Origin of the sequence: Herbaspirillum sp. 3R11 (assembly GCF_004563925.1) — a bacterium.
Lineage (GTDB): Bacteria > Pseudomonadota > Gammaproteobacteria > Burkholderiales > Burkholderiaceae_D > Herbaspirillum.
Genome location: NZ_SPNJ01000001.1, coordinates 334,895 through 361,097 on the forward strand (window position 1 = coordinate 334,895; position 26,203 = coordinate 361,097).

Consider the following 26,203-nt stretch of genomic DNA (forward strand, 5'->3'; position numbering starts at 1 on the left):
GCCGTCAGGCCGCTGTTCTTGATGAGAGCAAATGCGAAACGATCAGCCGCCCAGATAGGCTTCGACCACTTTCGGGTTGTGCAGCAGGTTGGCGCCGGTGTCTTCCAGCACGATCTTGCCGGTTTCGAGCACGTAGCCGCGTTGCGCGATGCGCAGCGCCTGGCGCACGTTTTGTTCGACCAGCAGGACCGTCATGCCGGTCTTGTTGATCTCTTTCACGATGCGGAAGATTTCCTGGATGATCAGCGGCGCCAGGCCCATCGACGGTTCGTCCAGCAGCAGAACCTTGGGTTTGGCCATCAGCGCGCGTGCGATGGCGAGCATCTGCTGTTCGCCGCCGGAGAGGTTGCCAGCCAGGCCCTTGGCGCGTTGCTTCAGGACCGGGAACAGCGTATAGACCCACTCCAGGTCGCCGGCCACTCCAGCCTTGTCCTTGCGCGTGTAGGCGCCTAGCGAGAGGTTTTCTTCGATGGTCAGCGTGGTCAGGGTGGCGCGGCCTTCGGCGACTTGCACCACGCCGCTGCCGACGATGCGATGCGGCGATTGCTGGGTGATGTCTTCACCGTTGAAAATCACCTTGCCGCGCGCCGCCTTGACCAGGCCGGAGATGGCCAGCAGCGAGGTGCTCTTGCCGGCGCCGTTGGCGCCGACCAGCGCGGTGATCTCGCCTTCGTTGAGGGTCAGGCTGATGCCTTTGACGGCTTCGATGTGGCCGTAGGAAACCGCCAGGTCCTGGACTTGCAGAATTACATTGGGGACAGTCTGGCTCATTCTTTTTCCTTGCCGAGGTAGGCCTCGATCACTTCCTGATTGTTCTTGATCTCATCCGGGGTGCCTTCGGCGATGATCTTGCCGAAGTTGAGCACGGCGACGCGGTCGCACAGGCCCATCACGAAACGCATGTCGTGTTCGATCATGAAGATCGAGAAACCGCGCTGCTTGATGTTGATGATTTCAGCCATGAGCTCGGTCTTTTCGGCCGGGTTCATGCCGGCCACCGGTTCGTCCAGCAGCAAGAGCTTGGGCTTGGTCGCCAGCGCACGGGCGAATTCCAGCTTGCGCTGTTCGCCGTAGGAGAGGCTGTCGGCCAGCATCTCGGCCTTGTGGTCGAGGCGCACCCAGGACAGCAGTTCGAGCGCGCGTTCGCGGGCTTCCTTCTCGATCTTGCGGAACGAGCCGAGGTTCAGCAGCAGACCGCCGAAACCGTAGTCGAGGTGGTCGTGCATGCCGACCACGACGTTCTCGAGCAGCGTCATTTCCTTGAACACGCGGATGTTCTGGAAGGTGCGCGCGATGCCGCGTTCGGTGATCTTGTGCGGAGCGACGTTGCCGATGTCCTGGCCGTTGAACACGATGTTGCCGGAGGAGGCGCGCAGCAGGCCGGTGATCAGGTTGAACACGGTGGTCTTGCCGGCGCCGTTGGGGCCGATCAGACCGAAGATGCCGCCTTCGGGCACGTTGAACTGGACGCCTTGCAGGACCTGCAAACCGCCGAAGTTTTTACTGATCTGGTTGAATTGTAAAAGCATCAGTTCACCTTCTTGCTTGCAGAGTTACCGGCATTGCCAGGATTACGACGGTGCATGAACGCGCGAATGCGACGCGGATCCCAGATGCCCTTCGGCAGATACAGCACGACCAGGATCAGGATCAGGCCGTTGGCGGCCAGGCGGAAGTCCTTGAAATGGCGCAGCACTTCCGGCAGCAGCGAGAGAATGGTCGAGCCGATCATCGGGCCGATCAGGTTGCTGGTGCCGCCGAACACGGCCATGGTCAGGATATCCACGGCGTTTTCGAAACCGTAGTTGTTGGGACCGATGGTGAAGGTGTAGTGCGCATTGAGCGCGCCGGCAACGCCGGCAATCGCTGCGCCGATGACGAAGGCCAGCAGCTTGTAGCCGGCCACGTTGACGCCCATCAGGCGGGCGGCGACTTCGTCTTCCTTGATCGCTTCAAACGCACGGCCGATCTTGGAGCGGCGTACGCGGGCGAGGAAGTACACGGTAATGCCCAGCAGCAGCACGATGTGCCACCACTCGGTGACCGGCGGAACGCCGTTCAGGCCCATCGGGCCGCCGGTGATTTCCATGTTCAGCACCACCACGCGCACCACTTCGCCGAAGCCCAGCGTCGCCATCGCGAGATAGACGCCGGACAGGCGCAGCGTCGGGATGCCGATCACCAGCGCTACCAGCGCCGGCAGGATGCCGCCGGCTGCGAGCGCAACCGGGAAGGGCAGACCGGTCTGCATGGTAATCAGGGACGCGACGTAAGCGCCGATCCCCATGAACGCTGCGTTGGCCAGCGACAGCAGGCCGCACGACAGCGTGACGTAGATTGACAGGGCCAGCATGGCGTTGACGCCGACGCTGAAGATGACGGTGTTGTACGTCGCCCAGAATCCATCCCACCATTCCATCATAGTCATGGGATTAAGCCTTTCTTTCCAGCACTTTGCCGAACATGCCTGAAGGCTTGACCAACAAAATCAAAAACAGCAGACCAAACGCCACCGCATCGCGGAAGTCGCTCGAAATATATGCCACCGTGAGCACCTCGGCAAAGCCGAGGAACAAGCCACCGATCATGGCGCCGCGAATGTCGCCCATGCCGCCCAGGATGATGACGGCGATGCCCTTGTGCAGCATCGGCTGGCCCATGAACGGTGAGATCGCGTTGAACGACAGGCCGACCAGCACGCCCGCTGCGCCGCCGAGGGCGGCCGCTGCAAACGAGGTCAGGTAGAACAGGCCTTCGACGTTGATGCCCAGCAGGTAAGCCGCTTTTGGCGACTCGGCAATGGCGCGCAGCGCGCGGCCCAGTTGCGTCCGGCGCATCACGGCCAGCAGCACGATCATCAGCACGAAGGCGATGACGACGATGCCGACCTGCACGGCGGTGACGTGCAGGTTGCCGATGGTGACGCTGTCTTCCGGAATGGTGCCGATCGGGAAGCGCTTGTTCTCGGCGCCGAACAGGCCTTGCGCGAGATTGGTCAGCATGATCGCCACGCCGATGGTGGCGATCATGGGAATCAGGTGGGGTGCATTGCGCTTGCGCAGTGGTTTCAGCACCAGGATGTCGACGATCAGGCCGATCAGTCCGGTGGCGACCATCGCGGCGAGCATGGCCAGCCACAGCGGCAGCGCCATTTTTTCGACCAGCAGCAGGGCGGCATAGCTGCCCAGCATGAAGATCGCGCCATGCGACAGATTGATGACGCCGAGTACGCCGAACACCAGCGTGAAGCCCAGCGCAAAGAGCGCATAGACACTGCCCAGCGAAAGGGCGTTGATAAGTTGTTGTTCTAACATAGGGCCTGCGAATAGTGATGATGAGTGGTGAGGTACGCCGGTCTCATCCGTCAGTTGCACATCCGGGCAAACTGGCAGGCTGGCGATGTATCCCTCGTTACATCAGAAAAGCGGCTTTTGGCTAGCCTGTTCTTTTTCGCGATTGGTGAAGCGTGGTGAAGCTTGTGAAGCAGGGCAAGCGATGCAACAAAAAGACTCCGGTAAAAAATACCGGAGTCTTTGTACGCGTCGCAGTTCGACCGAAGATTACTTCAGCAGTGTGAACTTGCCACCCTTGGCGATGCTGACCACGGCTTCTTGCTGAGCATCGAAACCGACTTGCTTGCCGGCGACCGGCGGAGCAGGGCGGAAGGCGAACTTGCCGGTGGCGCCGTCGATCTTGACGGCAGGCAGGGCTTGACGCAGGGCGTCGCGGTCCTTGTCCAGGGCGCCCGACAGCTTGACGTTCTTGAGTGCTTCGGCAACTACGTGCAGAGCATCGTAGGCTTGTGCGGAGAACTGGTCAGGATCGGAACCGAACTTGGCCTTGTACGCGGCGATGAACGCCTTGTTGGCCGGGGTCAGGTTTTCCGACGACCATGGGCTGCCCATCAGCGTGTTGTCGCCGGCATCCTTGGCGATCTCAAACAGCTTCGGCGAGTTCAGGCCGTTGCCGCCGATGAACGGCTGCTTCATGCCCAGGGTGCGGGTTTGCAGGATGATGTTGGCAGCTTCTTCGGCCAGGCAGGAGCAGACGATGGCGTCAGGATTGCCGGCCTTGATCTTGGTCAGCTGCGCCTTGAAGTCGACGTCGCCCTTGGCATATGCCTCGGTTGTCGTGACCGGGATCTTTTGCTGTTCCAGCGTGGCCTTGAAGACGTCGTAACCGGACTTGGTGAACGCATCGTCGTTACCGTAGATCACGGCGACCTTCTTGATGCCGAAATGCTTGACGGCAGCCTTGACTGTCACTGGCAGCACGTCGGCTTCCATGACGGAGTTGCGGAAGGTGAACGGGCCCATGGCAGTGATGCCGTCGGCGGTGTTGCTGGTGCCGAAAGCGACGACCTTGGCGGCGTTGGCGATCGGGTCAGCGGCGAATGCCGAGTTGGACAGGGTCGGGCCGAAGACCATCAGTACCTTGTCCTGGAAAATCAGTTTCTTGAAGACGTTGATGGCTTCTTCTTTCTTGCCTTGTTCGTCTTCTGCAATCAGCACCAGTTTGTTGCCGTTGACACCGCCCTTGGCGTTGACTTCGTCAGCGGCCAGCGTGAAGCCGTTCTTGATGGCGACGCCGTATTTGGCGGCAGGGCCGGTCAGCGCAGCGGCGAGGCCGAGCTTGACGTCGGCGGCCAATGCGGCATTTGCCATGGTCACGCCGATCATCAGCGCAGGCAAGGTCTTTAAAGCAGTTTTAAGCATGTTGAATCGCATCGAGTTCTCTCCTTAGTTAGATATTCTTATAGAGGATGACGCGAAATATTAGCCGGGGGTAACCGACGCAGGAATCTTTGGTGGGACTCCCTATTTTGCTCCATCCTCTTTAGGCCGTCGTGCAGCCTTTGGGATACAACCGGTCAAGAATACCGTAAACCGGTTTAAACACACTGCTGCACTGCAACCTGGTAAGTTGTCGCGCAACCGTCTGTTGGCTCCGCGGAAGCGGAGGTGCTGCTGATGACAGATGTGATGCTGGCCTGTCCGGAGACGGGCCGGTCCTGCTGATTACCTCGCACTGCTACTTTTGGTACAGACTCAGTACAACGGGATCCGGGGCGCGTTGGCGATGTGGATCCCGCTGATATTTCCATTATTTCTATTCTGTAATTTCTCTACTTCAGAGCGACTTGCGCAGTTCTGCAATCGCCAGGCGCACCTGGTTAGGCGCCGTGCCGCCGATGTGGTCGCGTGCGGCCACCGAGCCTTCCAGCGTCAGGACGCCGAAGATGTCGTTTTCAATCAATGGCGAATAGACGCGCAGTTCGTCCAGCGTCAGATCCGACAGGTCGCAGTTGCGGTCGACACAGGTACGCACTGCGTGGGCGACGGCTTCGTGGGCGTCGCGGAACGGCAGGCCCTTCTTGACCAGATAGTCGGCCAGGTCGGTGGCGGTGGCGTAACCTTGCAAGGCAGCGGCGCGCATCGCGTCCGGCTTGACGGTGATGCCGCCGGCCATGTCGGCGAAAATGCGCAGCGTGTCGGTCAGCGTGTCGACGGTGTCGAACAGCGGTTCCTTGTCTTCCTGGTTGTCCTTGTTGTAGGCCAGCGGCTGGCCTTTCATCAGGGTCAGCAGAGCGATCAGGTGGCCGTTGACGCGACCGGTCTTGCCGCGCGCCAGTTCAGGCACATCGGGGTTTTTCTTTTGCGGCATGATCGACGAACCGGTGCAGAAGCGGTCGGCGATGTCGATGAAGCCGACGCGCGGGCTCATCCAGATCACCAGTTCTTCCGACATGCGGGAGATGTGGGTCATGACCAGCGCAGCGGCGGCGCAGAATTCAATCGCGAAGTCGCGGTCGGAAACGGCGTCCAGCGAGTTGCGGCAGACATCGTCGAAACCCAGCGTCTTGGCTACGCGCAGGCGGTCGATCGGGAAAGTGGTGCCGGCCAGCGCAGCGGCGCCCAGCGGCAGGCGGTTGACGCGCTTGCGGGCATCAGCCATGCGCTCGGCGTCGCGGCCGAACATTTCAACGTAAGCCAGCACGTGGTGGCCGAAGGTGATCGGTTGCGCCACTTGCATGTGGGTGAAGCCCGGCAGGATGGTGTCGGCATGCTGTTCGGCCAGATCCACCAGGGCCGAGCGCAGGTCGCGCAGCAGGCCGCTGATGTCGTCGATGGCGGCGCGCATGTACAGACGGATGTCGGTAGCGACCTGGTCGTTGCGCGAACGACCGGTATGCAGGCGCTTGCCGGCGTCGCCGACCAGTTCGGTCAGGCGCTTTTCGATATTCAGGTGGACGTCTTCGAGGTCGAGCAGCCATTCGAACTGGCCGCCGTCGATTTCACCCTTGATCTGCGCCATGCCGCGCTGGATGTCGGCGTAGTCTTGCGCGCTGATGATCTGCTGGTGCGCCAGCATTTCGGCGTGGGCAAGCGAGCCCTGGATGTCGAATTGCGCCAGGCGATTGTCGAAAAAGACAGAGGCGGTGTAACGTTTCACCAGATCGGAAACGGGTTCGGAAAAGCGAGCCGACCAGGCTTCGCCTTTTTTCGATAATTGTGCAGTCATAGTGGGGATCCCAGAGAATGCGCGATTATAGCAAGTCGATGACATTTGAGCCACGCCGCACCTGTTTGCAGGCGGAGTCAATAGGGAATTTTCTGCGTGGTATGGATGCCGATTGCCACGATTCATGGCACAAAAACCATTGCACTCTTGGCAAATCTTTAAGATACTCAAAACGCTGTTTTGTAAATCCAAACTATTCGAATTTGTTGTATCAGGACTCGTCCGGGGAGAGGTCTCATGAATTTTGAAGCACTGTTTCAGCAGCAAGCCGCGTTACCCAGCATTCCCAAGGTGGTGCAGGAAGTCATCGAGAGCTTCAATAACGACAATGTCTCTATCGAAGACATCGCCAAGAAGCTGAGCGCCGACCAGGTCTTGAGCGCCAAGCTGCTGCGCCTGGCGAATTCGTCCTACTACCACGTCTCGCGCAGCATCGGCACCGTCGACGATGCCGTGCTGATGCTCGGTTTCATGACCGTGCGCACGCTGGTGGTCAGCACCGGCCTCACCGGCAGCTTCAAGTCCATGTCCGGCGTGGACCTCAAGTTGTTCTGGCGCTACAGTCTGCACACCGCGATCGTCGCCAAATGGCTGGCGAAGAAGCAGGGCCTCAATTCCGACCTGGCGTTTACCGTCGGCCTGATGCACGCCATCGGCCAGTTGGTCATGCACGCGGCCATGCCTGAACAGACCCGCCAGATCGACAAGATCGCCAGCACCATCGACGCGCGCCGCCTAGACGTCGAGCATACGTCGTTCGGTTACGACTTCTCCGACGTCGGTGCGGAGCTTGCCAAGCGCTGGCGCTTCCCGGAAGAGTTCTCGGAAGCCATTGCTGCGTTCCCGAGTCCGCTGGAAGCCGAGCCGTTCAATAAAATCGCTGCCGTGATCCATATCGCGGCCTGGCGCGCGCGTGCGGAAGAGAATGACTATTCCCGTGAGGAAATGGAATCGACCTTCCCGGATGACGTCGCTGGCAAGCTGGGTGTGAAGCCGGGCGTGCTGTTCGACGATCTGCCGCCGCTGGCCGAGCTGGGTGCAGGGATGGAAGAACTGATTTCCTGAAAATTTCCTGAGGAAATGAGTTCAAAAAATTACGGCCGACATTGTCGGCCGTAATTTTTTGTGCGGGGTCCTGCAATCCTGCAATTTGTGTAGCAGCGTTCCTACAATTCCCTGACCATCGTGATTTCACTGGCGACGAACCCCGCCTTGCGATAGAGCGCTTGCGCCGCGGTGTTGTGGGCGAACACGTTCAGGTTCAGGCTGCCGAGACCGCGCAGCCGGGCTTCTTCCGCCAGCAGCGCCAGCGCCGCCGCCGCAAAACCGCGTCGTCGCCAGGCTGGCGCTATCCACAGATCGTACAAGAAGGCCGACGTCGCGTCGTTATTGCTGATCTCCCCGAACCACATCATTCCCACGGTGGCGCTGTTTTCCTGCTCCTGTAACAGCATCAGGTAATGCCCCGGCGTCGCCGGCCCCTGCGGCAGCAATGCATCGAGGCCGGCGAGCGTCCCGGTCTGATTGGTGGCCAGGGACGGCAGGCCCGTCAGGCGGCACTGTTCCACATAATCGGCAGCCGAGCTTGCGCGGAAGCCTTCGAAGTCGGCGGTGCTCATGGGCGTCATTTTCAGCATGTGTTTTCCTTGTCAGCCGTGCTTATTGCTTGTTTAACAGCACCGTAGCGGTGAAGTTCCCTGTCGGGATGCACCTCGGACGCGCCCAATAAAAAAGCGGACGGGCCTGCGCCTCGTCCGCTTCATGATCAGCCTGCCGTCGTCAGTCCAGCTTTTCTTTCAGGAACTTCAGCATCTCGCGATAGGCCTCGGCGCGTGCGTCGGCATTGCCGCCGCTGGTAACACCGGCGCCCGGTTTGCCGACACCGGTGATGTCCATGCGCACGTGTATCGGCATGCCCGGTGCGTCGAAGTCATGATAGGTGTCGGGGTAGAGACGCAAGGTGATCGGCGTGTCGCTGTCCTGCATTTTCTTTTCCAGCGATTCGCAGGCTTCCGGCGGCGTCCAGTCGTCGTTTTCACCCATCAGGATCAACATCGGCGCGGCCGGCTTGTAAGGCGTGCGGTTCTTGGAAAAGGCCGTGCAGGTTGGATAGAACGCCACGGCGGCCTTGGGCTGCACTTTGCGTACGGCGACGTCGGTCTGCGCCAGGTTCAGCGCCGACAGGATGGTGGTGGCGCCGTGCGACCAGCCGACCATGCCGATGCGGGAATAGTCGACGTCCTCCTGCGTGGCCAGCCAGCGCAAGGCGACTTGCACATCGAGGCGGCGGTTGGCGCTGCTGGCTTCGCGCTGCTGCAGGCTTTCCTGGCAGATCGAGCGGCGGCCGCGCGGCGTGAAGCTGTCGGGGAACAGGACGTTGTAGCCGGCATCGGTCAGCGCGCGCGCCATGGCGATATGGCGCGGCGTAAATTCGATCTTTTCCTTGTTGACGCTGCTGTAGAGGCCGCCGCAACCGTGCATGGCGATGATGGTCGGTCGCTTGTCGGCCTTGCCTTTGCCCTTGAACCAGTAACCGAACAAGGCGGTCGCCTTGCCGCCTGGCGTGTCGACGCTGGTCAGCGCGACGCGTTCGGTGCGCAACGGCGGCAATGACTTGACGGTCTCTTTCGGCGCGGCAGCTGCAGCATGTCCGCACACGCCCGCAAAACAGAGCGATGCGATGGTTTTACCCCAGGTACCCATGAACTTCCCCTTGTTGTGTTGGCAACCCCTCCGGCGCCCACCTGCATGAGGTCAGCTTGCCGAGGTTTTGCCGTCAATCTTTTGTTTTGAGCCAGCGCGCGCGGGCATCAACACCAGCAGCAGCGCCATTCCGATCAGTGCGCCGCCGGCGGCATACGCACACGATAAATGTTCCTGCAAGAACAGCCACCCCCACAAGACACCGAACAAGGGAATCAGGAAGGTAACGGTTAACGACTTAACAGGACCTATATCGGCAATTAATCGGAAAAATAAAATGTAAGCCAGCGCCGAACACACAAAACCCAACGTCAATAAAGCAAACCACGTACCAATGCCGGCATGCAGCGGGGCGGCAGGGCCGTCCTCCAAGGCTGCCATGACGGCAAAGAACGGCAACAGCAGCGCGACGGCGCCCAACTGGCTGCCGCATGCCACCAGCTTGCTGTCCAGACCGCCGCGATCGGTGATCCAGCGCTTGGTCAGGAAGCTTGCCAAACCATAGCAACTGGTCGCCAGCAGGCAGGCCAGTGCACCCAAAACGGTCGCCGTGTCGAACTCTACCGGCCCGGTCCTTGTCAGGACTGCAACGCCGGCCAGGCCCAGGATGACGCCGCCCACTTTTCGCGACGTTAGCTTATCGCCAAAAAATAACGCCCCGATGACCACGCCCATCAAGGGAGCAGTTCCGTTGAGGATGGCTGAGTACCCGGCCGGCAATACCGTGGCGGCGAAGCTGAACAGCACGAACGGCAAGCCTGAATTGATGGCGCCCAGCAACATTGTGGCGCGTAGCTTGCCTTCAAAACGCCATTTTACGCGCAAGATCGCCAGCAACAGCAGCAAACCGGCCGCGCCGAACAGCACGCGGAAGAATGCGGTATTGAGCGCGCCCATTTCCGGCACGGCGATGCGCATGAACAGGAAGCTGGCGCCCCAGATGGCGGACAGCGCTAGCAGGCGGAGCAGATCGGCTGGTTTCATGACGCTTCCGGCAATAATGAGGGGCGCTCATTTTGACTAACCGATGATGCCGCCGCACTCCAAAACTTGCTATCGTGATTTTCCTGATATGGAAAACGCTGCCCGAAGCCGGATGTGGTCTCGGGCAGCAGGGCCGGGCATCAGCCCGTATTGCGCAGCCCGGCGGCGATGCCGTTGATGGTCAGGTGGATGCCGCGCTGTACGCGTTCCTCGACCTTCTTGCCGGACGCCGCCGTGGAGCGATGGCGCTTGATGAGCTCGACCTGCAAGTGATTCAGCGGATCGAGATAGGCGAAGCGGTTCTTGATCGAACGCGCCAGCAGCGGATTGCCGGCCAGGCGATCCTTGTTGCCGGTGATCGAACCGAGCAGCTGGCTGGTGCGTTCATGCTCGCCCACGATACGACCGAAGATCGCGTTGCGCAGCTTGCGGTCGGCGACCAGCCCGGCGTAGCGCGAGGCCACGGCCAGGTCGGTCTTGGACAGCACCATGTCCATGTTCGACAGCAGCGCGGCGAAGAACGGCCATTCCTTGTACATCGCGCGTAGCGTGGCAAGACGCTTGGATTGCTCCTTGCTGCCGCCTTCCTGCAGCCATTCCGACACCGCGCTGCCGAAGCCGTACCAGCCCGGGAACAGCAGGCGGCACTGGCCCCACGAGAAGCCCCACGGAATCGCACGCAGGTCTTCGATACGGCGCGTCGACTTGCGTGAAGCAGGGCGCGAGCCGATGTTGAGCTCGGCGATTTCGGCGATCGGCGTGGCGGCGAAGAAGTAGTCGGTGAAGCCCGGGGTCTCGTAGACCAGGTTGCGATAGGCCTGATAGGCGCGGTCGGACAGGTCGCCCATGACGCGTTCGAACTCGGCCAGCTTGCGGGTCTCTTTGGCGTCGGTGGTTTCCGGCATCAGGCTGGCTTCCAGCGTCGCCGCCACCAGCAGTTCCAGGTTGCGGCGGCCAATTTCCGGATTGGAGAACTTGGACGCAATGATTTCACCTTGCTCGGTCAGGCGGATCTGGCCGTTGACCGTGCCCGGCGGTTGCGCCAGGATGGCCTGGTAGCTTGGACCGCCGCCGCGACCGACGGTGCCGCCGCGGCCGTGGAACAGGCGCAGCTTGACGCCGGCGCGGTTGAACAATTCCACCAGGCGGTTTTCCGATTTGTACAACTCCCAGTTCGAGGTCAGGAAGCCGCCGTCCTTGTTGGAGTCGGAGTAGCCCAGCATGACTTCCTGCAGCTTGCCTTGCTTGACGATCAGCGGCGCCACCAATGGGAATGACAGCCATTGCTCCATGATGTCGGCGGCGCAGCGCAAGTCGGGAATGGTCTCGAACAGCGGGATCACCATCAGCTCAAGTTCGGACAGCTTCGAGGGATCCTTGGCGTCGGCGTGCAGCAGGCCGGTTTCCTTTTGCAGCAACAGCACTTCCAGCAAATCGGACGCGGTTTCGGTGTGCGAGATGATGTAGTTGCGGATCGCGCGCGCGCCGTAGCGCTGGCGGATTTCGCGGGCCGTGCGCAGGATGGTCAGTTCGGAATTGGTTTCGTCCGAATACGTCAGGTACGGCGAATACAGCAGGCGCGGCTTGGCCAGTTCGGCCAGCAGCAGGGCGATTTTCTTTTCCTCGCTGAGGCCGGCATAGGACGGCTCGACCTGCGCGCTGGCGAACAATTCACCGAGCACGCGCTCGTGCACGTCGGAGCTTTGGCGCATGTCCAGCGTGGCGAGGTGGAAGCCGAAGATTTCAATCGAACGCTTCAGCACTGCCAGGCGAGGCTTGACCAGCGCGCTGCCGTGGTTGGCGTTGAGCGAGTCGACCAGCACCTGCAGTTCGGCGATGCATTCCTCAGGCGCGGCGTAATGCGCGGCGGCGCCGACTTCCTGGCGCAGGATGTTGACCACGCCGAGATGACGGGCGGTTGCCGCCAGACGCGCGTACACGCCGATCAGCGCGCGGCGGTAGGGCTCGTCGGCGCGATGATTGGAGTTGTCCGGCGAGGCGTCGGCCAGGGCCAGCAGTTCGGCGCTGGCGTCGACCATCAAGGTCGAGATCGACAGTTCGGCGCCGAGCGCGTGGACTTCATCAAGATAGAAGTCGAAGATCGTGCTCGACTGGCGTTGCAGCGCGCGCTGCATGGTGCCGGCGTTGACGTTGGGATTGCCGTCGCGGTCGCCGCCGATCCAGCTGCCCATCTGCACGAAGGGCGGCAGTTCCGCCGGCGTGGTGCGGGCACTGGTTTTGGCGCGTAAGCGCGACGGAAACTGCGCGTTGATTTCTTCTTCGATGTCGTCGTACAGCGCCGGCAGTTCACGCAGGAAGGTGATGCGGTAATAGGACAGCGCGTTTTCGATTTCGTCGGCGACCGTTAGCTTGGTGTAGCGCAGCATGCGGGTTTGCCACAGCGTGGCGATGCGCGCGCGCAGCAGTTCGGTGTTGTCGCGCAATTCCTTCGGCGTCAGCGGCTGGTCGCGCAGCGCCAGCAGGCGGGCGATTTCGCGCTCGGCGTCGAGGATGCTCTTGCGCTGCACTTCGGTCGGATGCGCGGTCAGCACCGGAGAGATCAGCGACTCGGACAGGAAGTTGCGCACGGTATTGCCCGACACGCCGGCATTGTCCAGGCGCGACAGCGCGTAGGCCACGCTGCTCGGTTGCGGCGCCGAGCCGGCCAGCAAGTGGGCGCGGCGGCGGCGGTTGTGATGCTGGTCTTCGGCGATGTTGGCCAGGTGCGAGAAGTACGAGAACGCGCGCACCACCGAGTTGGTCTGGTCGCGCGTCAGCTTCTTGAGCAGCTTGTCGAGTTCGGCGCCGGCCTTGGCGTCGGATTCGCGGCGGAAGCGCACGGCGGTCTGGCGTATGGTCTCGACCACTTCGAAGACAGCGTCGCCTTCCTGGTGGCGCAGCACTTCGCCGAGCAGACGACCGAGCAGGCGGATGTCTTCTTTCAGCGGCGCGTCTTTGTCGGCGCTAGTTTTGGCTACGCGCTTTTCGGCAGACTTTTCAGCAGATTTATCGGAACGGACAGGGGCAGAACGAGCAGGGGTTTGGGTTTTTGGTTTAGTTGCCATGATCAACAATTGCTACGGTTTTCAGAGGAGAAAGTCGGGCGTGCTGGTCGAACTGTCAGTGATGCTGCGTGCTAGAATCTGCTCACTTGATTGCCTCACTTTTTTTATATTTTTATGCGCCGGGCATCTTCACAGATGACTCGGCGACTACCGGAAGAACCGTCTTGAAAGAATTTCCTCCCTCCAGTCTGGTCATCGCTTCACGTGAAAGCCGTCTCGCCATGTGGCAAGCCGAACACGTGCGCGACCGGTTGGCTGCATTATATCCGCAGTGCAGCATAACCATCCTCGGAATGACCACGCGCGGCGACCAGATCCTCGATCGCACCTTGTCCAAGGTCGGCGGCAAGGGGCTGTTCGTGAAGGAACTGGAAGTCGCCATGGCCGAGGGGCGCGCCGATTTTGCGGTGCATTCGCTCAAGGACGTGCCGATGGAATTGCCGGAAGGTTTTGTGCTGGGCGCCGTTCTGGAGCGCGAAGATCCGCGCGATGCCTTCGTCTCCAACGACTACGCCGGCCTGGACGACTTGCCCGCCGGCGCCGTGGTCGGCACCAGCAGCCTGCGCCGCCAGGCGCTGATCGCCGCGCGCTATCCGCACCTGGTAATCAAACCCCTGCGTGGCAATCTCGACACGCGCCTGGGCAAACTGGATCGCGGCGACTATGCCGCCATCATCCTTGCCGTGGCCGGCCTGAAACGCCTTGGTCTGGAGTCGCGCATCCGCTCCGCCATCGCGCCGGAACAAAGCCTGCCGGCGCCCGGGCAGGGCGCGATGGCGATTGAGATCCTGGCCGACCGCACCGATTTGCAACGCGTGCTGGCGCCGATCAACCATCTGGCTACCGATCGTGCCGTGACGGCCGAGCGTACGCTGTCGCGCACCTTCGGCGGCAGCTGCCAGATTCCGCTGGCGGCTTTCGCCACGATAGACGGCGATCGCATGCGCATGCGCGCCCTGGTGGCGACGCCGGACGGCAAGCAGATCGCCGAGGCTGAAGCCGAAGGTCCGGCTGATGCGCCGGCCGCGCTGGGCAAACAGGTTGCCGACTTGCTGCAGACGCAGGGCGCCGAAGCGATTCTGGCGGCGTGCAAGGCTGAGGCTGACGCGGCTGAATGATTCGGCACCGCGCATTTGCCCCTCTTTACTCTCTGAACTGAAGGGAACGCCGTGAAGGAGCTCGCTGCCAGGCCGGTAGTCATCACGCGTCCCTTGGCGCAGGCTGGCGCGTTCGCCACGCAAGTCACGGCGATCGGCCGCATGCCGGTGATTTTTCCCTTGCTGGAAATCGCGCCGGTGGCCGACAGCGCCGAACTGCAACACGTGCTGTCCATGCTGGAGCGGTATGCGCTGGTGGTGTTCGTCAGTCCCAACGCCATCGATGCCGCCTTCCAGTTCATTCCGTCGTGGCCGGGGAATGTCGCCATCGGCATCGTCGGCGAAGGCAGCCGGCTGGCCTTGCAGCGCCACGGCGTCGACGAATCCCACGCCACCATCCACGCGCCGCGCAACAGCGAGCGCATGGATTCCGAAGAATTGTTCAAATCACTCAATCTCGACGCGCTGCGCGGCAAACGCGTGTTGATCGTGCGCGGCCAGGCCGGGCGTGACTTCCTGACCGACATGCTGCGCGCCAGCCAAGTGGAAGTCGACCACGTGACCGCGTATCAACGCCTGCTGCCGAAAATCGACGCTGAAAAGGCAGTGCATCTGCGCAGCCTGATCGACGCCGGCAGCGAATGGGTGGTGACCAGTTCCGAGGCTTTGCGCAACCTGCTGCAGATCACGGCCGATGCACTGGGACAGGACTGTGTTGCAAAACTACAACGCAATGAAATCATCGTTTCGCACCAGCGGATCGCTGAAACAGCGCACTCGCTGGGTTTCTCCCATGTGACCATGACCGGATCAGGGGACGAACGCCTGATTGCCGCGTTACAATCCCCTGCATGAACGAACTGCAATCCTCCCCCGACCAGAACCAGCCGGACGCGAAAGCGGCCCCCGGACTGCAGGCGAGCACGGTGCTCCCTTCCTTTACACCTTCGGACAACGGCGTGCTGAAAAAGCGCCTGCGGCTGCTGACCTTGCTGGTGGTGATTCTCGCCATCGTGCTGGTGGCGCAGTGGTGGGTCTCGCACAGCGAAATCCGCGGCCTGCGCGAAGAAGTCGCGCGCCGCCTGCAAACCGGCGACGTCGCCAACACCGAAGTCAAGGGCGTGCTCAAGACCGTCCAGGAAAGCACCAAGGAGTTGCAAGCCAAGGTCAGTGTGCTCGACAGCAAGCAGGCCGAGTCGCAAAGCCAGCAACTGGCGCTTGAACAGCTGTATCAAGATCTCTCCAAGAACCGCGATGACTGGGCCCTCTCGGAAATCGAAGAAGTGCTCTCGACCGCCAGCCAGCAGCTGGAACTGGCCGGCAACGTCCAGGGTGCGCTGATCGCCTTGCAAAACGCCGACAAGAGCCTGTCGCGCTCCGACAAGCCGCAATTCATCGCCATTCGCCGCGCCATCGCGCGCGACCAGGACCGCCTGAAAGCCTTGCCGACGGTTGACGTGCCCGGTATCGCCGTGCGCCTCGACAGCGTCATCGGCCAGATCGACAGCATGCCTTTGCTGTCGGACGAAAAACCCGTGATGTCGGTGACCGAACCGAAGAAGCAACCGATGCGCGCCGCTCCCAAAGCTGCTGCCAAGGTGAACGGCAAGGAGCAGCCGGCTGCCGCACCGGCAAGCGACTGGCTGGCCGATGCGCAAGAAAAGTGGCAAAGCTTCAGCGCCGAGATGTGGACCGAATTGAAGCAACTGGTGCGCATTCGCAGCGTCGATACGCCGGACGCCTTGCTGCTGTCGCCGACTCAGGCGTATTACGCCCGTGAAAACCTCAAGCTGCGCCTGCTCAACGCACGCCTGGCGCTGCTGTCGCGCAATGAGTTTGCGTTCCGCAACGACCTGGCCGCAGCGCAAGACACCATCGCCAAGTACTTCGACACTCGTGCCAAGCAAGTGCAGACCACGCAGGCAATGTTGAAGCAAGTCCAGGGCAGCAACCTGTCGATCCAGATGCCGACGCTCAGCGAAAGCATCAACGCGGTGCGCAATTACAAAGGCCGCCGTTAATTAAGACGACAGAAATATGCGAATTCTCCTCTGGCTCCTGACCCTGTTTGCTTCCGCCATCGGCCTGGCGGTACTGGCGCGCTTCAATCCCGGCAACGTCGTGCTGTTCTATCCGCCGTACCGCGTCGATTTGTCGCTCAACTTCTTCCTGGCCGCCGTGGTGGTGCTGTTCATCGCGCTGTACGTGCTGATCCGCGCCGTGCGCCTGACCCAAAAGCTGCCTGGCCGCGTGATCGCCTATCGCCGCCAGAAGCGTGAAAACGACGGCAACAAGGCTTTGCGTGATTCGATCAAGGCTTTCTTCGAAGGCCGCTTCGGTCACGCTGAAAAAGCCGCCACGCGCGCTGCCGAATTGCCCGACAACGCCGGCATCGCCGCACTGGTCGGTGCGCGTGCAGCGCACCGTATGCGCCAGACCGACCGCCGCGACATCTGGCTGGCCAGCACCGACGGCGACAATGGACTCAAGGCCGCGCGCCTGATGACGACGCTGGAATTGCTGGTCGACGATCACCAGTTCAAGGCCGCGCTCGATACCGTCGATGAGCTCAACGCCAACGGCACGCGCCACATCCAGGCGCTGCAATGGGCGCTCAAGGCCAACCAGCAAGCCAAGAACTGGCCAGAAGTGCTGCGTCTGGTGCAAACGCTGGACAAGCGCAATGCGCTGCATCCGGCCTTGTCCAACCGCTTGCGCGAAATGGCCTACGACGCCTTGCTGTCGGATCGTTCGCACGATGCCGAATCGATTCGCCGCCTGTGGGCCGAGGTGCCCAACGCCGATCGCCTGAAACCTTATATTGCCGCACGCGCCGCTCAGGCTTTCAGCAGCCGCAGCCTGCACGATGAAGCGCGCACGCTGCTGGAACGTGCATTGGCCGCCGACTGGGATGATCGCCTGATCCGCGCCTACCGTGATTCAACGGCCGAAGCCGGCTCGCCGGCCTTGCTGGCGCAGATCGAGCGCTGCGAAGCGTGGTTGGCGAAACGTCCGACCGATGCCGAACTGGCGCTGACGCTGGGCATGTTCTGCCTGCGCCAGAAGCTGTGGGGCAAGGCCCAGCGGCATCTGGAGCAAGCCTTGTCCGATGCCCTTGAGCCGCGCACGGTGCGTGAATCGCACCTGAGCCTGGCGCAGCTGCATGATGCGCTCGACCAGCATGAGCAAGCTGCGGCACATTACAAGCAATGCGCGCTGGCGACGGCGATCCGCTAGTTTTCTTCCGATAAAAAAGAGCCGCCGGGGCGTTGCGACGACCCGGCGGCTTTTTTTATTGCCTGTTTTCAAGAGCTTGCGGATTCGGCGCGGATTGATGCTGATGGCCTGAATGCCGTTATAATCTCGGGTTTTCCCATCCCTTCATTTCTTTACGAGAAAGCACCATGAGCCTGAATAACGTCCCGTCCGGCCGCGACCTGCCCAACGACTTCAATGTGATCATCGAGATCCCGATGAACGCCGATCCGATCAAGTATGAAGTGGACAAGGATAGCGGCGCCATTTTCGTCGACCGTTTCATGGGCACCGCGATGCACTATCCGTGCAACTACGGTTACATCCCGCAAACCCTGTCCGAAGACGGCGACCCGGTCGACGTGCTGGTGATCACGCCGTTCCCGCTGTTCCCGGGCGTAGTGGTGCGTTGCCGTCCTATCGGCGTGCTCAAGATGACCGATGAAGCCGGTGTCGACGCCAAATTGCTGGCCGTGCCGGTCGACAAGGTATTGTCGATTTACACACACTGGCAAAAGCCGGAAGACATGAACGAACTGCGCCTGAAGCAGATCCAGCATTTCTTCGAGCACTACAAAGACCTGGAAAAGGGCAAATGGGTCAAGATCGACGGCTGGGAAGGTCCGGAATCCGCCAAGGCAGAAATTCTGGCCGGCGTCGAAGCCTTCAAGAAGCAGCAAGCCAAGTAATCTGCAGTCCAGGCATTGCCGATAAAAAAGCGCACCCGCGGGTGCGCTTTTTTTGCGCCGGTCGCAGTCACGTCGAATCTCGAAACGGATTGCGCTCGTTGAGTTCGCTCAGGTAATCGTCGATGCCGCCGCCTTCGCGCTCAAGGAAGCGTTCCACCGCGTCGGCAAACGAAGGATGCGCCAGCCAGTGCGCCGACCAGGTTTTCTGCGGCAGGAAACCGCGCGCCATCTTGTGCTCGCCCTGGGCGCCGCCTTCGAACCAGGCAATCTTGTTGTCGATGCAGAATTCCAGCGGCTGGTAGTAAGCCGTTTCGAAATGCAGGCAGGGGATTTCTTCCAGCGCGCCCCAGTAGCGGCCGTACAGTGCGTCGTCGTCATAGATCACCAGCGACGAGGCGACCGGTTTGCCGTCGCGGTAGGCCACTGTCAGCAGCAGGTGCTGCGGCATCCCGGCGGCGATACGCAGGAAAAAATCGAGGTTCAGATAAGGCGTCGAATGGTGTGCCGCATAAGTGTGGCGGTAGCAGCGGTGGAAAAAGCGCCAGTCGGCTTCACCGGCTTCGTGGCCGCGCAGATGGCGGAATGTCACGCCTGCTTCGCCTACCTTGCGCCGTTCGGCCAGGATGTTCTTGCGTTTCTTGCGTTCCAGCGTCGCCAGGAACTCGGCGAAGTCGCGGTAGCCTTCGTTATGCCAGTGGAACTGCACGCCGCTGCGCAGCATGAAGCCGGCTTCAGCCAGCGTCTGCGCCTCTGCCGCCGGCGGGTAGAGCACGTGGGTGGAGGACGTTTGCGCGGCTTCCTGAAGTTGCTGCAGCGCCTGCACCAGCGCCTGGCGCGCGATGTCGTCAACCGCGAGAAGCCGGCCGCCCGTGACCGGCGTGAATGGAATTGCCGACAGCAACTTGGGGTAGTAGGGCAGGCCGTGACGCTCGTAGGCTTCGGCCCAGGCCCAGTCGAACACGTACTCGCCGTAGGAGTGATATTTCAGGTACAGCGGCAATGCCGCCTTCAAGGCGTCGTCTTGCCACAGCGTCAGGTATTGCGGCTCCCAGCCGGTGTCCTTGGCGGCGGAGCCGCTTTCATGCAGCGCATGCAGGAAAGCATAGGACAAAAACGGCGTGGCGTCGGCCTGGGCGGCAAGCAGCGCATCCCATGCCGGCTGGCCAACTTCTGCCAGAGAAGAAATGATTCGCGTGCGATAATGAGACTCTGCGTTCACTGCGTGCAGCTCCCCGGCACCGGTGTTGCGTCCGTACTCTTCGTCATTTTCTTACCGTCATTTCTTACTTGTCGCCATCATGTCAGTCAAAGTCGCCATCGCCCAGATCAACAGCACCGTTGGAGATATCTCGGGCAATCGCAACAAAATCGTCGAATTCGCTCGCCGTGCCGCAGCGCTGGGTGCGGACATCGTCCTCACGCCGGAATTGTCGCTGGTAGGCTATCCGCCTGAAGACCTGTTGCTGCGTCAGGCATTCTACGCAAAAACCGACGAAGCGTTGCAAGCGCTTACGGCCGAGCTGGCCGGGTTGAAAGACGTGCACGTCATCGTCGGTCATCCGGTGCTCAAGGATGGTGCCCGCTTCAATGCGGCATCGGTTCTGCTCAACGGCAAAATCACCGGCAGCTATCACAAGCTGGAGCTGCCCAACGACAGCGTGTTTGACGAGAAGCGCTACTTCACACCCGACGGCACGCCGCTGGTGTTCGACGTCAAGGGCACGAAATTCGGCATCAACATCTGCGAAGACACCTGGTTCCCGCGCGCGCCTGCCCGCGCCAAGGAAGCCGGTGCGCAAGTCCTGCTGATCCTGAACGGTTCGCCGTACCACATGAACAAGCAGTCGCTGCGCCTCGACGTGATGCGCGACAACGTGACCAAGCAAGGCATGCCGCTGGTGTTCGCCAATCTGGTGGGCGGCCAGGACGAATTGATTTTCGACGGTAATTCCTTCGCCATGGATATCGCCGGCGAATTGGTCGCCAGCCTGGCGCATGCGCAGGAAGATTTGCAGGTCATCGAATTCGACGGTGTGCAGATCCGCAATCCACAGATGGCGCCGGCGCTGTCGATTGAAGCGCAGGTGTACCAGGCGCTGGTGCTGGGCGTGCGCGATTACGTCGGCAAGAACGGTTTCCCTAGCGTGCTGATCGGTCTGTCCGGCGGTGTCGATTCGGCGCTGACGCTGGCCGTCGCGGTCGATGCGCTGGGCGCCGACAAGGTGCGCGCGATCATGATGCCGTCGCCTTACACCGCCGATATTTCCTGGATTGACTCGCGCGACATGGTCGAACGCATCAAGGTGCGCTACGACGAGATTTCGATCAACGATTGTTTCTCGGCCTTCCGCAGCACCTTGTCCGAAGAGTTCAAGGGACTCAAGGAAGACACTACCGAAGAAAACATCCAGGCACGCATCCGCGGCACGCTGCTCATGGCGCTGTCCAATAAATACGGTTCCATCGTCCTCACCACCGGCAACAAGAGCGAGATGGCGGTGGGCTACTGCACGCTGTACGGCGACATGGCCGGCGGCTTCGCGGTGATCAAGGACATCGCCAAGACGCTGGTCTATCGTTTGTGCGCTTACCGCAACAGCATTTCCGAAGTCATTCCCGAACGCATCCTGACACGTGCGCCGTCGGCCGAACTGCGTCCCGACCAGAAGGACCAGGATTCGCTGCCGCCGTATGAAGTCCTCGACGCCATCATGCAGATGTACATGGAAGAAAATCTCGGCATAGTCGAGATCGAGCGGGCCGGTTACCAGAAGGAAGATATCGAGCGCATCACGCGCCTGATCAAGATCAACGAATACAAGCGGCGCCAGGCGCCGGTGGGTATCCGGGTCACCCACAGGGCTTTCGGTCGCGACTGGCGATATCCGATTACGTCAAGATTCCGCGAATAACATTACGTTGTTCAGCGCACATAATTAAGAGTGTTCTGTAAAAACTTTTATTGATTTAATTCGATTTTCTGCGACATTTTATAAGGAGGGAATAGCCATGAAGCAAGTCACTGCTATCATCAAACCGTTCAAGTTGGACGAAGTTCGCGAGTCGCTGGCCGAAGTCGGCGTCACCGGACTGACCGTTACCGAAGTCAAGGGTTTCGGTCGCCAGAAGGGCCATACCGAGCTGTATCGCGGCGCCGAATACGTCGTCGATTTCCTGCCCAAGGTGAAGATCGAAGTCGTGGTCGACAACAGCGTGGTGGAACCGGTGGTCGACGCCATCATCAAGGCGGCGCGCACCGGCAAGATCGGCGACGGCAAGATTTTTGTGCAAGAAGTCGAACAGGTCATTCGCATCCGCACCGGCGAGACAGGAGCGGAAGCGGTATAACACCGTGAAGGGGAGATCGCATGTCGGAGCAGCTTCGATGGTTGTTTCGAATTTTTCCGATCTTATTGTCAACGTGTTTGCTCTCCCCTGCACATGCCGACGCCGGCGTCTCCGATACCCGCATCCTGCTCGGGCAATCGGCCGGCATGTCGGGCCCCACGGCGCAATACGCGCGCCAGGCGCTGATCGGCGCCAAAGCCTATTTCGACAAGATCAACCTGCAAGGCGGCGTGAACGGCAGACGCATTGAACTGCTGACTCGCGACGACCAATATTCCCCATCCCTGGCAGCCTACAACACGCGTCAGTTGATCGAGCGTGACGGCGTGTTTGCGCTGTTCGGATTCGTCGGATGGCCGACCAGCCAGGCCGGTCTGCAGATCGCGTCGCGCTCGGGCGTGCCTTTTTTTGCCCCGTTCACCGGCGGTGCGCTCCATGCGCCTTTCGATCGCCATCTGTTTTCGATCCGTGCGAGCTATGCCGACGAATATGCCTACTTCCTGCGCAACATGAACTGGCTAGGCATACGCAAGCTGGCGCTGCTGTATCAGCAGGACCAGCACGGCGTGATGATCAAGCAAGACGTCGAAAATCGCGCACGCCGCGAGGCAATTGAGCTGACCAGCATCGGCATCAACCACGGCGGCGTCAACCTCGAGCCCCTGATCGACAAAACGCTGAGCGTGCAGGCCGACGTCGTCATGCTGGTTCAGGCCGATTCCCAGATCAACGCCCGCATCGTGCGCAGCTTGCGAAACCGCGGCTTCCTCGGGCAGTTCTTTGCCGTGTCCTTCGTCGGCAACAAGCAACTGGCCAGCGAACTGGGCGAGCTGGCGCACGGCATCCTGGTCACGCAAGTGGTGCCGCTGCCGTGGCGCATTTCAATGCCGCTCGTTGCCGAATACCGCAAGCGCATGGCTGAGTCAGGTTACGAGGAATTCACCGTCACCAGCCTGGAAGGCTATATTGCAGCCCGCGTGCTGGTGGAAGGCTTGAAGCGGGCGGGGCGCAATCTGACGCGCGAGCGCCTGATCCGCGCGCTCGAAAGCATCAATGCGCGCAATTACGACGGCGGCGGCTACGTCGTCAATTTCTCCGCCACCAACCATCAGGGTTCGATGTACGTGGACATTGCGACCATGACCAAAGATGCGCGCTTCATGAACTGAAACCGTCAATTCGCGGGATCGTCCGATCTTTGCGATCGCCGTTGCATCTGATATAAAATACTGTATATATGTACAGTATTAAAATGCAGAGGCAATGAACCCATGAGCAACTCCGGTTACCGCAAAGTGCCGTTGCAAATCACACAAGTACGCGAGAGCGAAGGCGAGACGTTCACGCGCGTGTTCGACGCGCGCAAGGGGCGTGGTGCGGTCAGCAATATACAGGGGCGCTACGAGGTGGAGCAGCGCGTCGGCTTCGATGACGGCTGGGGTGTGCCTGAATCAGAAAATGGCGAAGGCGACGAACCGGCAGCCGTGCCCACCATCGTCACCGAGGAGACCGCCAAAACCATCATCAGCCGCAACAAGTCGCCCGACCTGCCGTTCAACGTGTCGCTCAATCCGTATCGCGGTTGCGAGCACGGCTGCGTGTATTGCTTTGCACGGCCCACGCATGCCTACCTCGGCCTGTCGCCGGGACTGGATTTCGAGAGCAGGATTTTCGCCAAGACCAACGCGCCTGAACTGCTGCTGCGCGAACTGGCGAAGCCATCTTATGTGCCAGAGACGATCACCGTCGGCATCAACACCGACGCCTACCAGCCCTGCGAGCGCGAGCTGCAGATCACGCGGCGCGTATTGCAGATACTCAGCGATTGCCGGCATCCGGCTGCGCTGATCACCAAGTCCTCGCTGATCGAACGCGACATTGACATCCTCGCGCCGATGGCTGAACGGCGGCAGGTGATCGCCGCCGTCACCATCGCCACGCTCGATCCGGCGCTGGCGCGCAAGCTGGAGCCGCGCGCAGCCACGCCGACACGTCGCCTGCGCGTGATTCGTACGTTGGCCGAGGCGGGCATTCCGGTCAGCGTCAGCGTTGCGCCGGTGATTCCCTTCATCAACGAACCGGAACTGGAGGCCATTGTCGCGGCCGCCGCCGACGCTGGTGCGCGACGCGCCGGTTACACCGTGCTGCGCTTGCCGTGGGAAGTCAATCCGCTGTTCCAGCAATGGTTGCAGACTTACTTTCCGGAGCGCGCCAACCGTGTCATGAACCGCATTCGCGAGATGCGCGGCGGCAAGGACAACGACTCCGACTTCGCCACGCGCATGCGCGGGGAAGGCGTGTGGGCCGAGCTGATACGCCAGCGTTTTGAAAAGGCCGTGCAGCGCAGCGGCATGCATGAGCGCGGCTGGTTCGATATGCTCGACGCGTCCCAGTTCGTGGCGCCCGCACGGCCGGCGCGGGCGTCGCCGTCCGGTCAGTTCCATTTGTTCTGACCGGCCGTGTGAGGCGTTACAGCGATGGTTTACTTCTCGCTGTCCAGATGCGCCATCGCATGCGCGGCATAGCGATCGCCCGCCGCGGCATCGGCCGGAATCGCTTCTTCGATGCGCGCCAGATCCTGAGCGGTCAAGGTGAGCTTGAGTGCACCCAGTGATTCGGCCAGACGTTCCGGGCGACGTGCGCCGACCAGCGGCACGATGTCGCTGCCTTGCGCCAGCACCCAGGCGATCGCGACCTGTGCAGGCGTTGCTTGCTTGTCGGCGGCGACGCTGCGCAGCACGTCGATCAGCGACAGGTTATGCGCCAGATTGTCGGCCGAGAAGCGCGGACTGTGGCTGCGGAAGTCGTTCGCCGCCAGCTGGCGCGACGCATCCCAATGACCGCTGATGAGGCCGCGCGACAGCACGCCGTAGGCCGTGATGCCGATGCCGAGTTCGCGGCAGGTCGGCAGGATGTCCTTTTCGATGCCGCGCGAGATCAGCGAATACTCGATCTGCAAATCGGTGATCGGATGCACGGCGTGGGCGCGGCGCAAGGTGTCTGCACCGACTTCCGACAAGCCGATGTGACGCACGCGGCCGGCCTTGATTTCATCGGCGATGGCGCCGACGGTGTCTTCGATCGGCACGTTCGGATCAAGGCGTGCTGGACGGTAGATGTCGATATGGTCGGTGCCGAGACGGCGCAGCGTATAGGCCAGGAAATTCTTGACCGCCGCCGGACGGTTGTCCATGCCGACCCAGTTGCCGCCGGCGTCGCGCATGGCGCCGAATTTTACGCTCAGCTGGACCTTGTCGCGACTGTTGCCATCGCCTCCCGTGCTGCGCAGGGCCTCGCGGATCAGCATTTCGTTGTGCCCCATACCGTAGAAGTCGCCGGTATCGAGCAGCGTGACGCCGGCGTCCAGTGCGGCGTGGATGGTGGCGATGCCGGCTTGTTCATCGGCCGGGCCGTACAGATCGGACATGCCCATGCAGCCGAGGCCGAGAGCCGACGAAGACAGGCCGTTGCGGCCGAGTATGCGGTGTTCCATGATGCTTCCTTCCAGTCAAAATGTGGGCGCGCCTGTCGAAGAAAGGGCGATGGCAGCCGTTCTTTGGCGCATGGACGGTATTATCGGACTTGTTGAATTTCGAATAAATAGCGTTAAAATGATTTCTTTATTCGAATATCAATAATTATTATGGACCGCTTGCAGGCAATGGAAGTATTCGTGCGCGTCGCCGAACTGGGCAGCTTCACCAAGACTGCCGAGCAGATGGGCTTGCCGGCGGCGACCGTGACCAACGCCATCCAGGCGGTGGAAAAGCGCGTCGGCGTGCGCCTGCTGCAGCGGACCACGCGCAAGGTCACGCTGACCGATGACGGTGCTGCCTATCTTGAACGTTGCCAGCGCTTGCTGGCGGAATTCCAGGATGTCGAAAACCTGTTCGACAACGAGCAGCCGCAAGGCGTGGTGCGTGTCGACCTGCCCGAACGGCTGGCGCACAAGAGCGTGATTCCGCGCCTGCCGGAATTCTTCGCGCGCTATCCGGACATCCGCGTCAAGCTCAACGCCAGCGACCGCTTCGTCGACCTGATCGGCGAAGGCGTCGACTGCGTGGTGCGCGTCGGCATCCTCAGCGACTCGACGTTGATTGCGCGCAGCATCGGCGCGATGGAGCAGATCACTTGCGCGTCCAGGGCCTATCTTGATCGTCACGGCCGTCCGCGTACGCTGGCGGAGCTGGAGCAGCACACCATGATCAATTACTTTTCCAGCCGCACCGGCCGCGAGCTGCCGTGGGAATACATGCAGAACGGCGAGCTGAAAACCTTGAAGCTGCGCGGCCAGGTATCGGTGGCGAGCTCGGAAGCATACATGGCGTGCTGCCTGGCGGGACTGGGATTGGTGCAGGCGCCTTTGCTGGGCGCCGAGGACTTGCTGGCGCAGGGCGTGATCGAAGAAGTGCTGCCGGAGTTCAAACCGCCGCCGTTACCGGTAGCGATCGTGTATTCACACAACCGGCATCTGTCGCCGCGCGTGCGGGTGTTCGTCGACTGGCTGGCCGAGATACTGAAAATTCGCTAGCGGTTCCAG

Annotated in this window: 24 protein-coding genes; 12 read left to right on the forward strand and 12 right to left on the reverse strand. The window is 61.2% G+C overall.

The window, feature by feature from the left end:
- Positions 1-42 precede the first annotated feature (42 nt).
- The 6 genes from E4P32_RS01495 to argH all read right to left on the reverse strand — a co-directional run bounded on the left by E4P32_RS01495 (position 43) and on the right by argH (position 6,522).
- Positions 43-771, reverse strand: coding sequence for an ABC transporter ATP-binding protein (locus E4P32_RS01495; protein WP_116433579.1), 729 nt, complete (start codon positions 769-771; stop codon positions 43-45).
- Positions 768-1,529, reverse strand: a complete 762-nt coding sequence (locus E4P32_RS01500) for an ABC transporter ATP-binding protein (protein ID WP_116433578.1) — start codon at positions 1,527-1,529, stop codon at positions 768-770. Before E4P32_RS01500 ends, E4P32_RS01495 begins: the two co-directional genes overlap by 4 nt.
- A complete protein-coding gene (locus tag E4P32_RS01505) occupies positions 1,529-2,428 on the reverse strand; it encodes a branched-chain amino acid ABC transporter permease (protein ID WP_116433577.1) in 900 nt (299 codons plus the stop codon). The genes E4P32_RS01500 and E4P32_RS01505 overlap by 1 nt, the downstream gene beginning before the upstream one ends.
- Positions 2,429-2,432: 4 nt before the next feature.
- A complete protein-coding gene (locus tag E4P32_RS01510) occupies positions 2,433-3,314 on the reverse strand; it encodes a branched-chain amino acid ABC transporter permease (protein ID WP_116433576.1) in 882 nt (293 codons plus the stop codon).
- Between the two features lie 246 nt (positions 3,315-3,560).
- Positions 3,561-4,727 (reverse strand): ABC transporter substrate-binding protein, encoded by a 1,167-nt coding sequence (locus tag E4P32_RS01515; protein WP_116433575.1) that lies wholly within the window; start codon positions 4,725-4,727, stop codon positions 3,561-3,563.
- A gap of 403 nt (positions 4,728-5,130) precedes the next feature.
- Positions 5,131-6,522 (reverse strand): argininosuccinate lyase, encoded by a 1,392-nt coding sequence (gene argH / locus E4P32_RS01520; protein WP_116433574.1) that lies wholly within the window; start codon positions 6,520-6,522, stop codon positions 5,131-5,133.
- Positions 6,523-6,759: 237 nt separating this feature from the next.
- Here argH and E4P32_RS01525 point away from each other — a divergent pair, with 237 nt between their 5' ends.
- Positions 6,760-7,587, forward strand: a complete 828-nt coding sequence (locus E4P32_RS01525; protein WP_116433573.1) for an HDOD domain-containing protein — start codon at positions 6,760-6,762, stop codon at positions 7,585-7,587.
- Between the two features lie 101 nt (positions 7,588-7,688).
- Here E4P32_RS01525 and E4P32_RS01530 read toward each other — a convergent pair whose 3' ends face one another.
- From E4P32_RS01530 to ppc, 4 genes are all read right to left on the reverse strand, one after another.
- Positions 7,689-8,159 (reverse strand): GNAT family N-acetyltransferase, encoded by a 471-nt coding sequence (locus E4P32_RS01530; RefSeq protein WP_116433572.1) that lies wholly within the window; start codon positions 8,157-8,159, stop codon positions 7,689-7,691.
- Positions 8,160-8,301: 142 nt separating this feature from the next.
- Positions 8,302-9,225 (reverse strand): dienelactone hydrolase family protein, encoded by a 924-nt coding sequence (locus tag E4P32_RS01535; RefSeq protein ID WP_116433571.1) that lies wholly within the window; start codon positions 9,223-9,225, stop codon positions 8,302-8,304.
- A gap of 51 nt (positions 9,226-9,276) precedes the next feature.
- The gene (locus E4P32_RS01540; RefSeq protein ID WP_116433570.1) at positions 9,277-10,209 is read right to left on the reverse strand and encodes a DMT family transporter; all 933 of its coding nucleotides are present in this window, start codon (positions 10,207-10,209) and stop codon (positions 9,277-9,279) included.
- Positions 10,210-10,349: 140 nt separating this feature from the next.
- Positions 10,350-13,274: a phosphoenolpyruvate carboxylase gene (gene ppc, locus E4P32_RS01545; protein WP_116433953.1), complete on the reverse strand. Its 2,925-nt coding sequence runs from the start codon at positions 13,272-13,274 to the stop codon at positions 10,350-10,352.
- 164 nt (positions 13,275-13,438) lie between these two features.
- On the opposite strand from ppc, the gene hemC reads away from it, so the two are divergent.
- The 5 genes from hemC to ppa all read left to right on the forward strand — a co-directional run bounded on the left by hemC (position 13,439) and on the right by ppa (position 18,315).
- Entirely contained in the window at positions 13,439-14,392 is a 954-nt protein-coding gene (gene hemC / locus E4P32_RS01550) for a hydroxymethylbilane synthase (protein WP_116433569.1), read from the forward strand.
- 51 nt (positions 14,393-14,443) lie between these two features.
- On the forward strand, positions 14,444-15,226 hold the full coding sequence (locus E4P32_RS01555; RefSeq protein WP_233526588.1) for a uroporphyrinogen-III synthase: 783 nt from the start codon (positions 14,444-14,446) through the stop codon (positions 15,224-15,226).
- A complete protein-coding gene (locus E4P32_RS01560; protein WP_116433567.1) occupies positions 15,223-16,392 on the forward strand; it encodes a uroporphyrinogen-III C-methyltransferase in 1,170 nt (389 codons plus the stop codon). Before E4P32_RS01555 ends, E4P32_RS01560 begins: the two co-directional genes overlap by 4 nt.
- 16 nt (positions 16,393-16,408) lie before the next feature.
- Positions 16,409-17,608, forward strand: coding sequence for a heme biosynthesis protein HemY (locus E4P32_RS01565; protein WP_116433566.1), 1,200 nt, complete (start codon positions 16,409-16,411; stop codon positions 17,606-17,608).
- A gap of 167 nt (positions 17,609-17,775) precedes the next feature.
- Positions 17,776-18,315, forward strand: coding sequence for an inorganic diphosphatase (gene ppa, locus E4P32_RS01570; protein WP_116433565.1), 540 nt, complete (start codon positions 17,776-17,778; stop codon positions 18,313-18,315).
- A gap of 67 nt (positions 18,316-18,382) precedes the next feature.
- Here ppa and E4P32_RS01575 read toward each other — a convergent pair whose 3' ends face one another.
- Entirely contained in the window at positions 18,383-19,534 is a 1,152-nt protein-coding gene (locus E4P32_RS01575; RefSeq protein ID WP_116433564.1) for a GNAT family N-acetyltransferase, read from the reverse strand.
- Between the two features lie 79 nt (positions 19,535-19,613).
- Here E4P32_RS01575 and E4P32_RS01580 point away from each other — a divergent pair, with 79 nt between their 5' ends.
- The 4 genes from E4P32_RS01580 to E4P32_RS01595 all read left to right on the forward strand — a co-directional run bounded on the left by E4P32_RS01580 (position 19,614) and on the right by E4P32_RS01595 (position 24,116).
- Entirely contained in the window at positions 19,614-21,227 is a 1,614-nt protein-coding gene (locus E4P32_RS01580; RefSeq protein ID WP_116433563.1) for an NAD+ synthase, read from the forward strand.
- A 97-nt stretch (positions 21,228-21,324) separates the two neighbouring features.
- Positions 21,325-21,663 carry a P-II family nitrogen regulator gene (locus E4P32_RS01585; RefSeq protein WP_007881397.1) on the forward strand — a complete coding sequence of 113 codons (339 nt, stop codon included), beginning with the start codon at positions 21,325-21,327 and terminating at the stop codon, positions 21,661-21,663.
- Between the two features lie 77 nt (positions 21,664-21,740).
- Entirely contained in the window at positions 21,741-22,832 is a 1,092-nt protein-coding gene (locus E4P32_RS01590) for an ABC transporter substrate-binding protein (RefSeq protein ID WP_158559714.1), read from the forward strand.
- 102 nt (positions 22,833-22,934) lie between these two features.
- On the forward strand, positions 22,935-24,116 hold the full coding sequence (locus tag E4P32_RS01595; RefSeq protein WP_116433561.1) for a PA0069 family radical SAM protein: 1,182 nt from the start codon (positions 22,935-22,937) through the stop codon (positions 24,114-24,116).
- 29 nt (positions 24,117-24,145) lie between these two features.
- Here E4P32_RS01595 and E4P32_RS01600 read toward each other — a convergent pair whose 3' ends face one another.
- Positions 24,146-25,156: an aldo/keto reductase gene (locus E4P32_RS01600; RefSeq protein ID WP_116433560.1), complete on the reverse strand. Its 1,011-nt coding sequence runs from the start codon at positions 25,154-25,156 to the stop codon at positions 24,146-24,148.
- Between E4P32_RS01600 and E4P32_RS24015 the strand changes: the two genes are divergently transcribed.
- Together E4P32_RS24015 and E4P32_RS01605 are read left to right on the forward strand one after the other, a co-directional pair.
- A complete protein-coding gene (locus tag E4P32_RS24015; protein WP_158559713.1) occupies positions 25,155-25,301 on the forward strand; it encodes a hypothetical protein in 147 nt (48 codons plus the stop codon). The genes E4P32_RS01600 and E4P32_RS24015 overlap by 2 nt on opposite strands.
- 5 nt (positions 25,302-25,306) lie before the next feature.
- Entirely contained in the window at positions 25,307-26,194 is an 888-nt protein-coding gene (locus E4P32_RS01605; RefSeq protein ID WP_116433559.1) for a LysR family transcriptional regulator, read from the forward strand.
- The last annotated feature ends 9 nt before the right edge of the window (positions 26,195-26,203 follow it).

Excerpts from the sequence above, each read along its gene's own strand:
- E4P32_RS01495 (WP_116433579.1), bottom strand. The coding sequence starts at position 771 with ATGAGCCAGACTGTCCCCAATGTAATTCTGCAAGTCCAGGACCTGGCG.
- E4P32_RS01500 (WP_116433578.1), bottom strand. The coding sequence starts at position 1,529 with ATGCTTTTACAATTCAACCAGATCAGTAAAAACTTCGGCGGTTTGCAG.
- E4P32_RS01505 (WP_116433577.1), bottom strand. The coding sequence starts at position 2,428 with ATGACTATGATGGAATGGTGGGATGGATTCTGGGCGACGTACAACACC.
- E4P32_RS01510 (WP_116433576.1), bottom strand. The coding sequence starts at position 3,314 with ATGTTAGAACAACAACTTATCAACGCCCTTTCGCTGGGCAGTGTCTAT.
- E4P32_RS01515 (WP_116433575.1), bottom strand. The coding sequence starts at position 4,727 with ATGCGATTCAACATGCTTAAAACTGCTTTAAAGACCTTGCCTGCGCTG.
- argH (WP_116433574.1), bottom strand. The coding sequence starts at position 6,522 with ATGACTGCACAATTATCGAAAAAAGGCGAAGCCTGGTCGGCTCGCTTT.
- E4P32_RS01525 (WP_116433573.1), top strand. The coding sequence starts at position 6,760 with ATGAATTTTGAAGCACTGTTTCAGCAGCAAGCCGCGTTACCCAGCATT.
- E4P32_RS01530 (WP_116433572.1), bottom strand. The coding sequence starts at position 8,159 with ATGCTGAAAATGACGCCCATGAGCACCGCCGACTTCGAAGGCTTCCGC.
- E4P32_RS01535 (WP_116433571.1), bottom strand. The coding sequence starts at position 9,225 with ATGGGTACCTGGGGTAAAACCATCGCATCGCTCTGTTTTGCGGGCGTG.
- E4P32_RS01540 (WP_116433570.1), bottom strand. The coding sequence starts at position 10,209 with ATGAAACCAGCCGATCTGCTCCGCCTGCTAGCGCTGTCCGCCATCTGG.
- ppc (WP_116433953.1), bottom strand. The coding sequence starts at position 13,274 with ATGGCAACTAAACCAAAAACCCAAACCCCTGCTCGTTCTGCCCCTGTC.
- E4P32_RS01560 (WP_116433567.1), top strand. The coding sequence starts at position 15,223 with ATGAACGAACTGCAATCCTCCCCCGACCAGAACCAGCCGGACGCGAAA.
- E4P32_RS01565 (WP_116433566.1), top strand. The coding sequence starts at position 16,409 with ATGCGAATTCTCCTCTGGCTCCTGACCCTGTTTGCTTCCGCCATCGGC.
- ppa (WP_116433565.1), top strand. The coding sequence starts at position 17,776 with ATGAGCCTGAATAACGTCCCGTCCGGCCGCGACCTGCCCAACGACTTC.
- E4P32_RS01580 (WP_116433563.1), top strand. The coding sequence starts at position 19,614 with ATGTCAGTCAAAGTCGCCATCGCCCAGATCAACAGCACCGTTGGAGAT.
- E4P32_RS01585 (WP_007881397.1), top strand. The coding sequence starts at position 21,325 with ATGAAGCAAGTCACTGCTATCATCAAACCGTTCAAGTTGGACGAAGTT.
- E4P32_RS01595 (WP_116433561.1), top strand. The coding sequence starts at position 22,935 with ATGAGCAACTCCGGTTACCGCAAAGTGCCGTTGCAAATCACACAAGTA.
- E4P32_RS24015 (WP_158559713.1), top strand. The coding sequence starts at position 25,155 with ATGATGCTTCCTTCCAGTCAAAATGTGGGCGCGCCTGTCGAAGAAAGG.
- E4P32_RS01600 (WP_116433560.1), bottom strand. The coding sequence starts at position 25,156 with ATGGAACACCGCATACTCGGCCGCAACGGCCTGTCTTCGTCGGCTCTC.
- E4P32_RS01605 (WP_116433559.1), top strand. The coding sequence starts at position 25,307 with ATGGACCGCTTGCAGGCAATGGAAGTATTCGTGCGCGTCGCCGAACTG.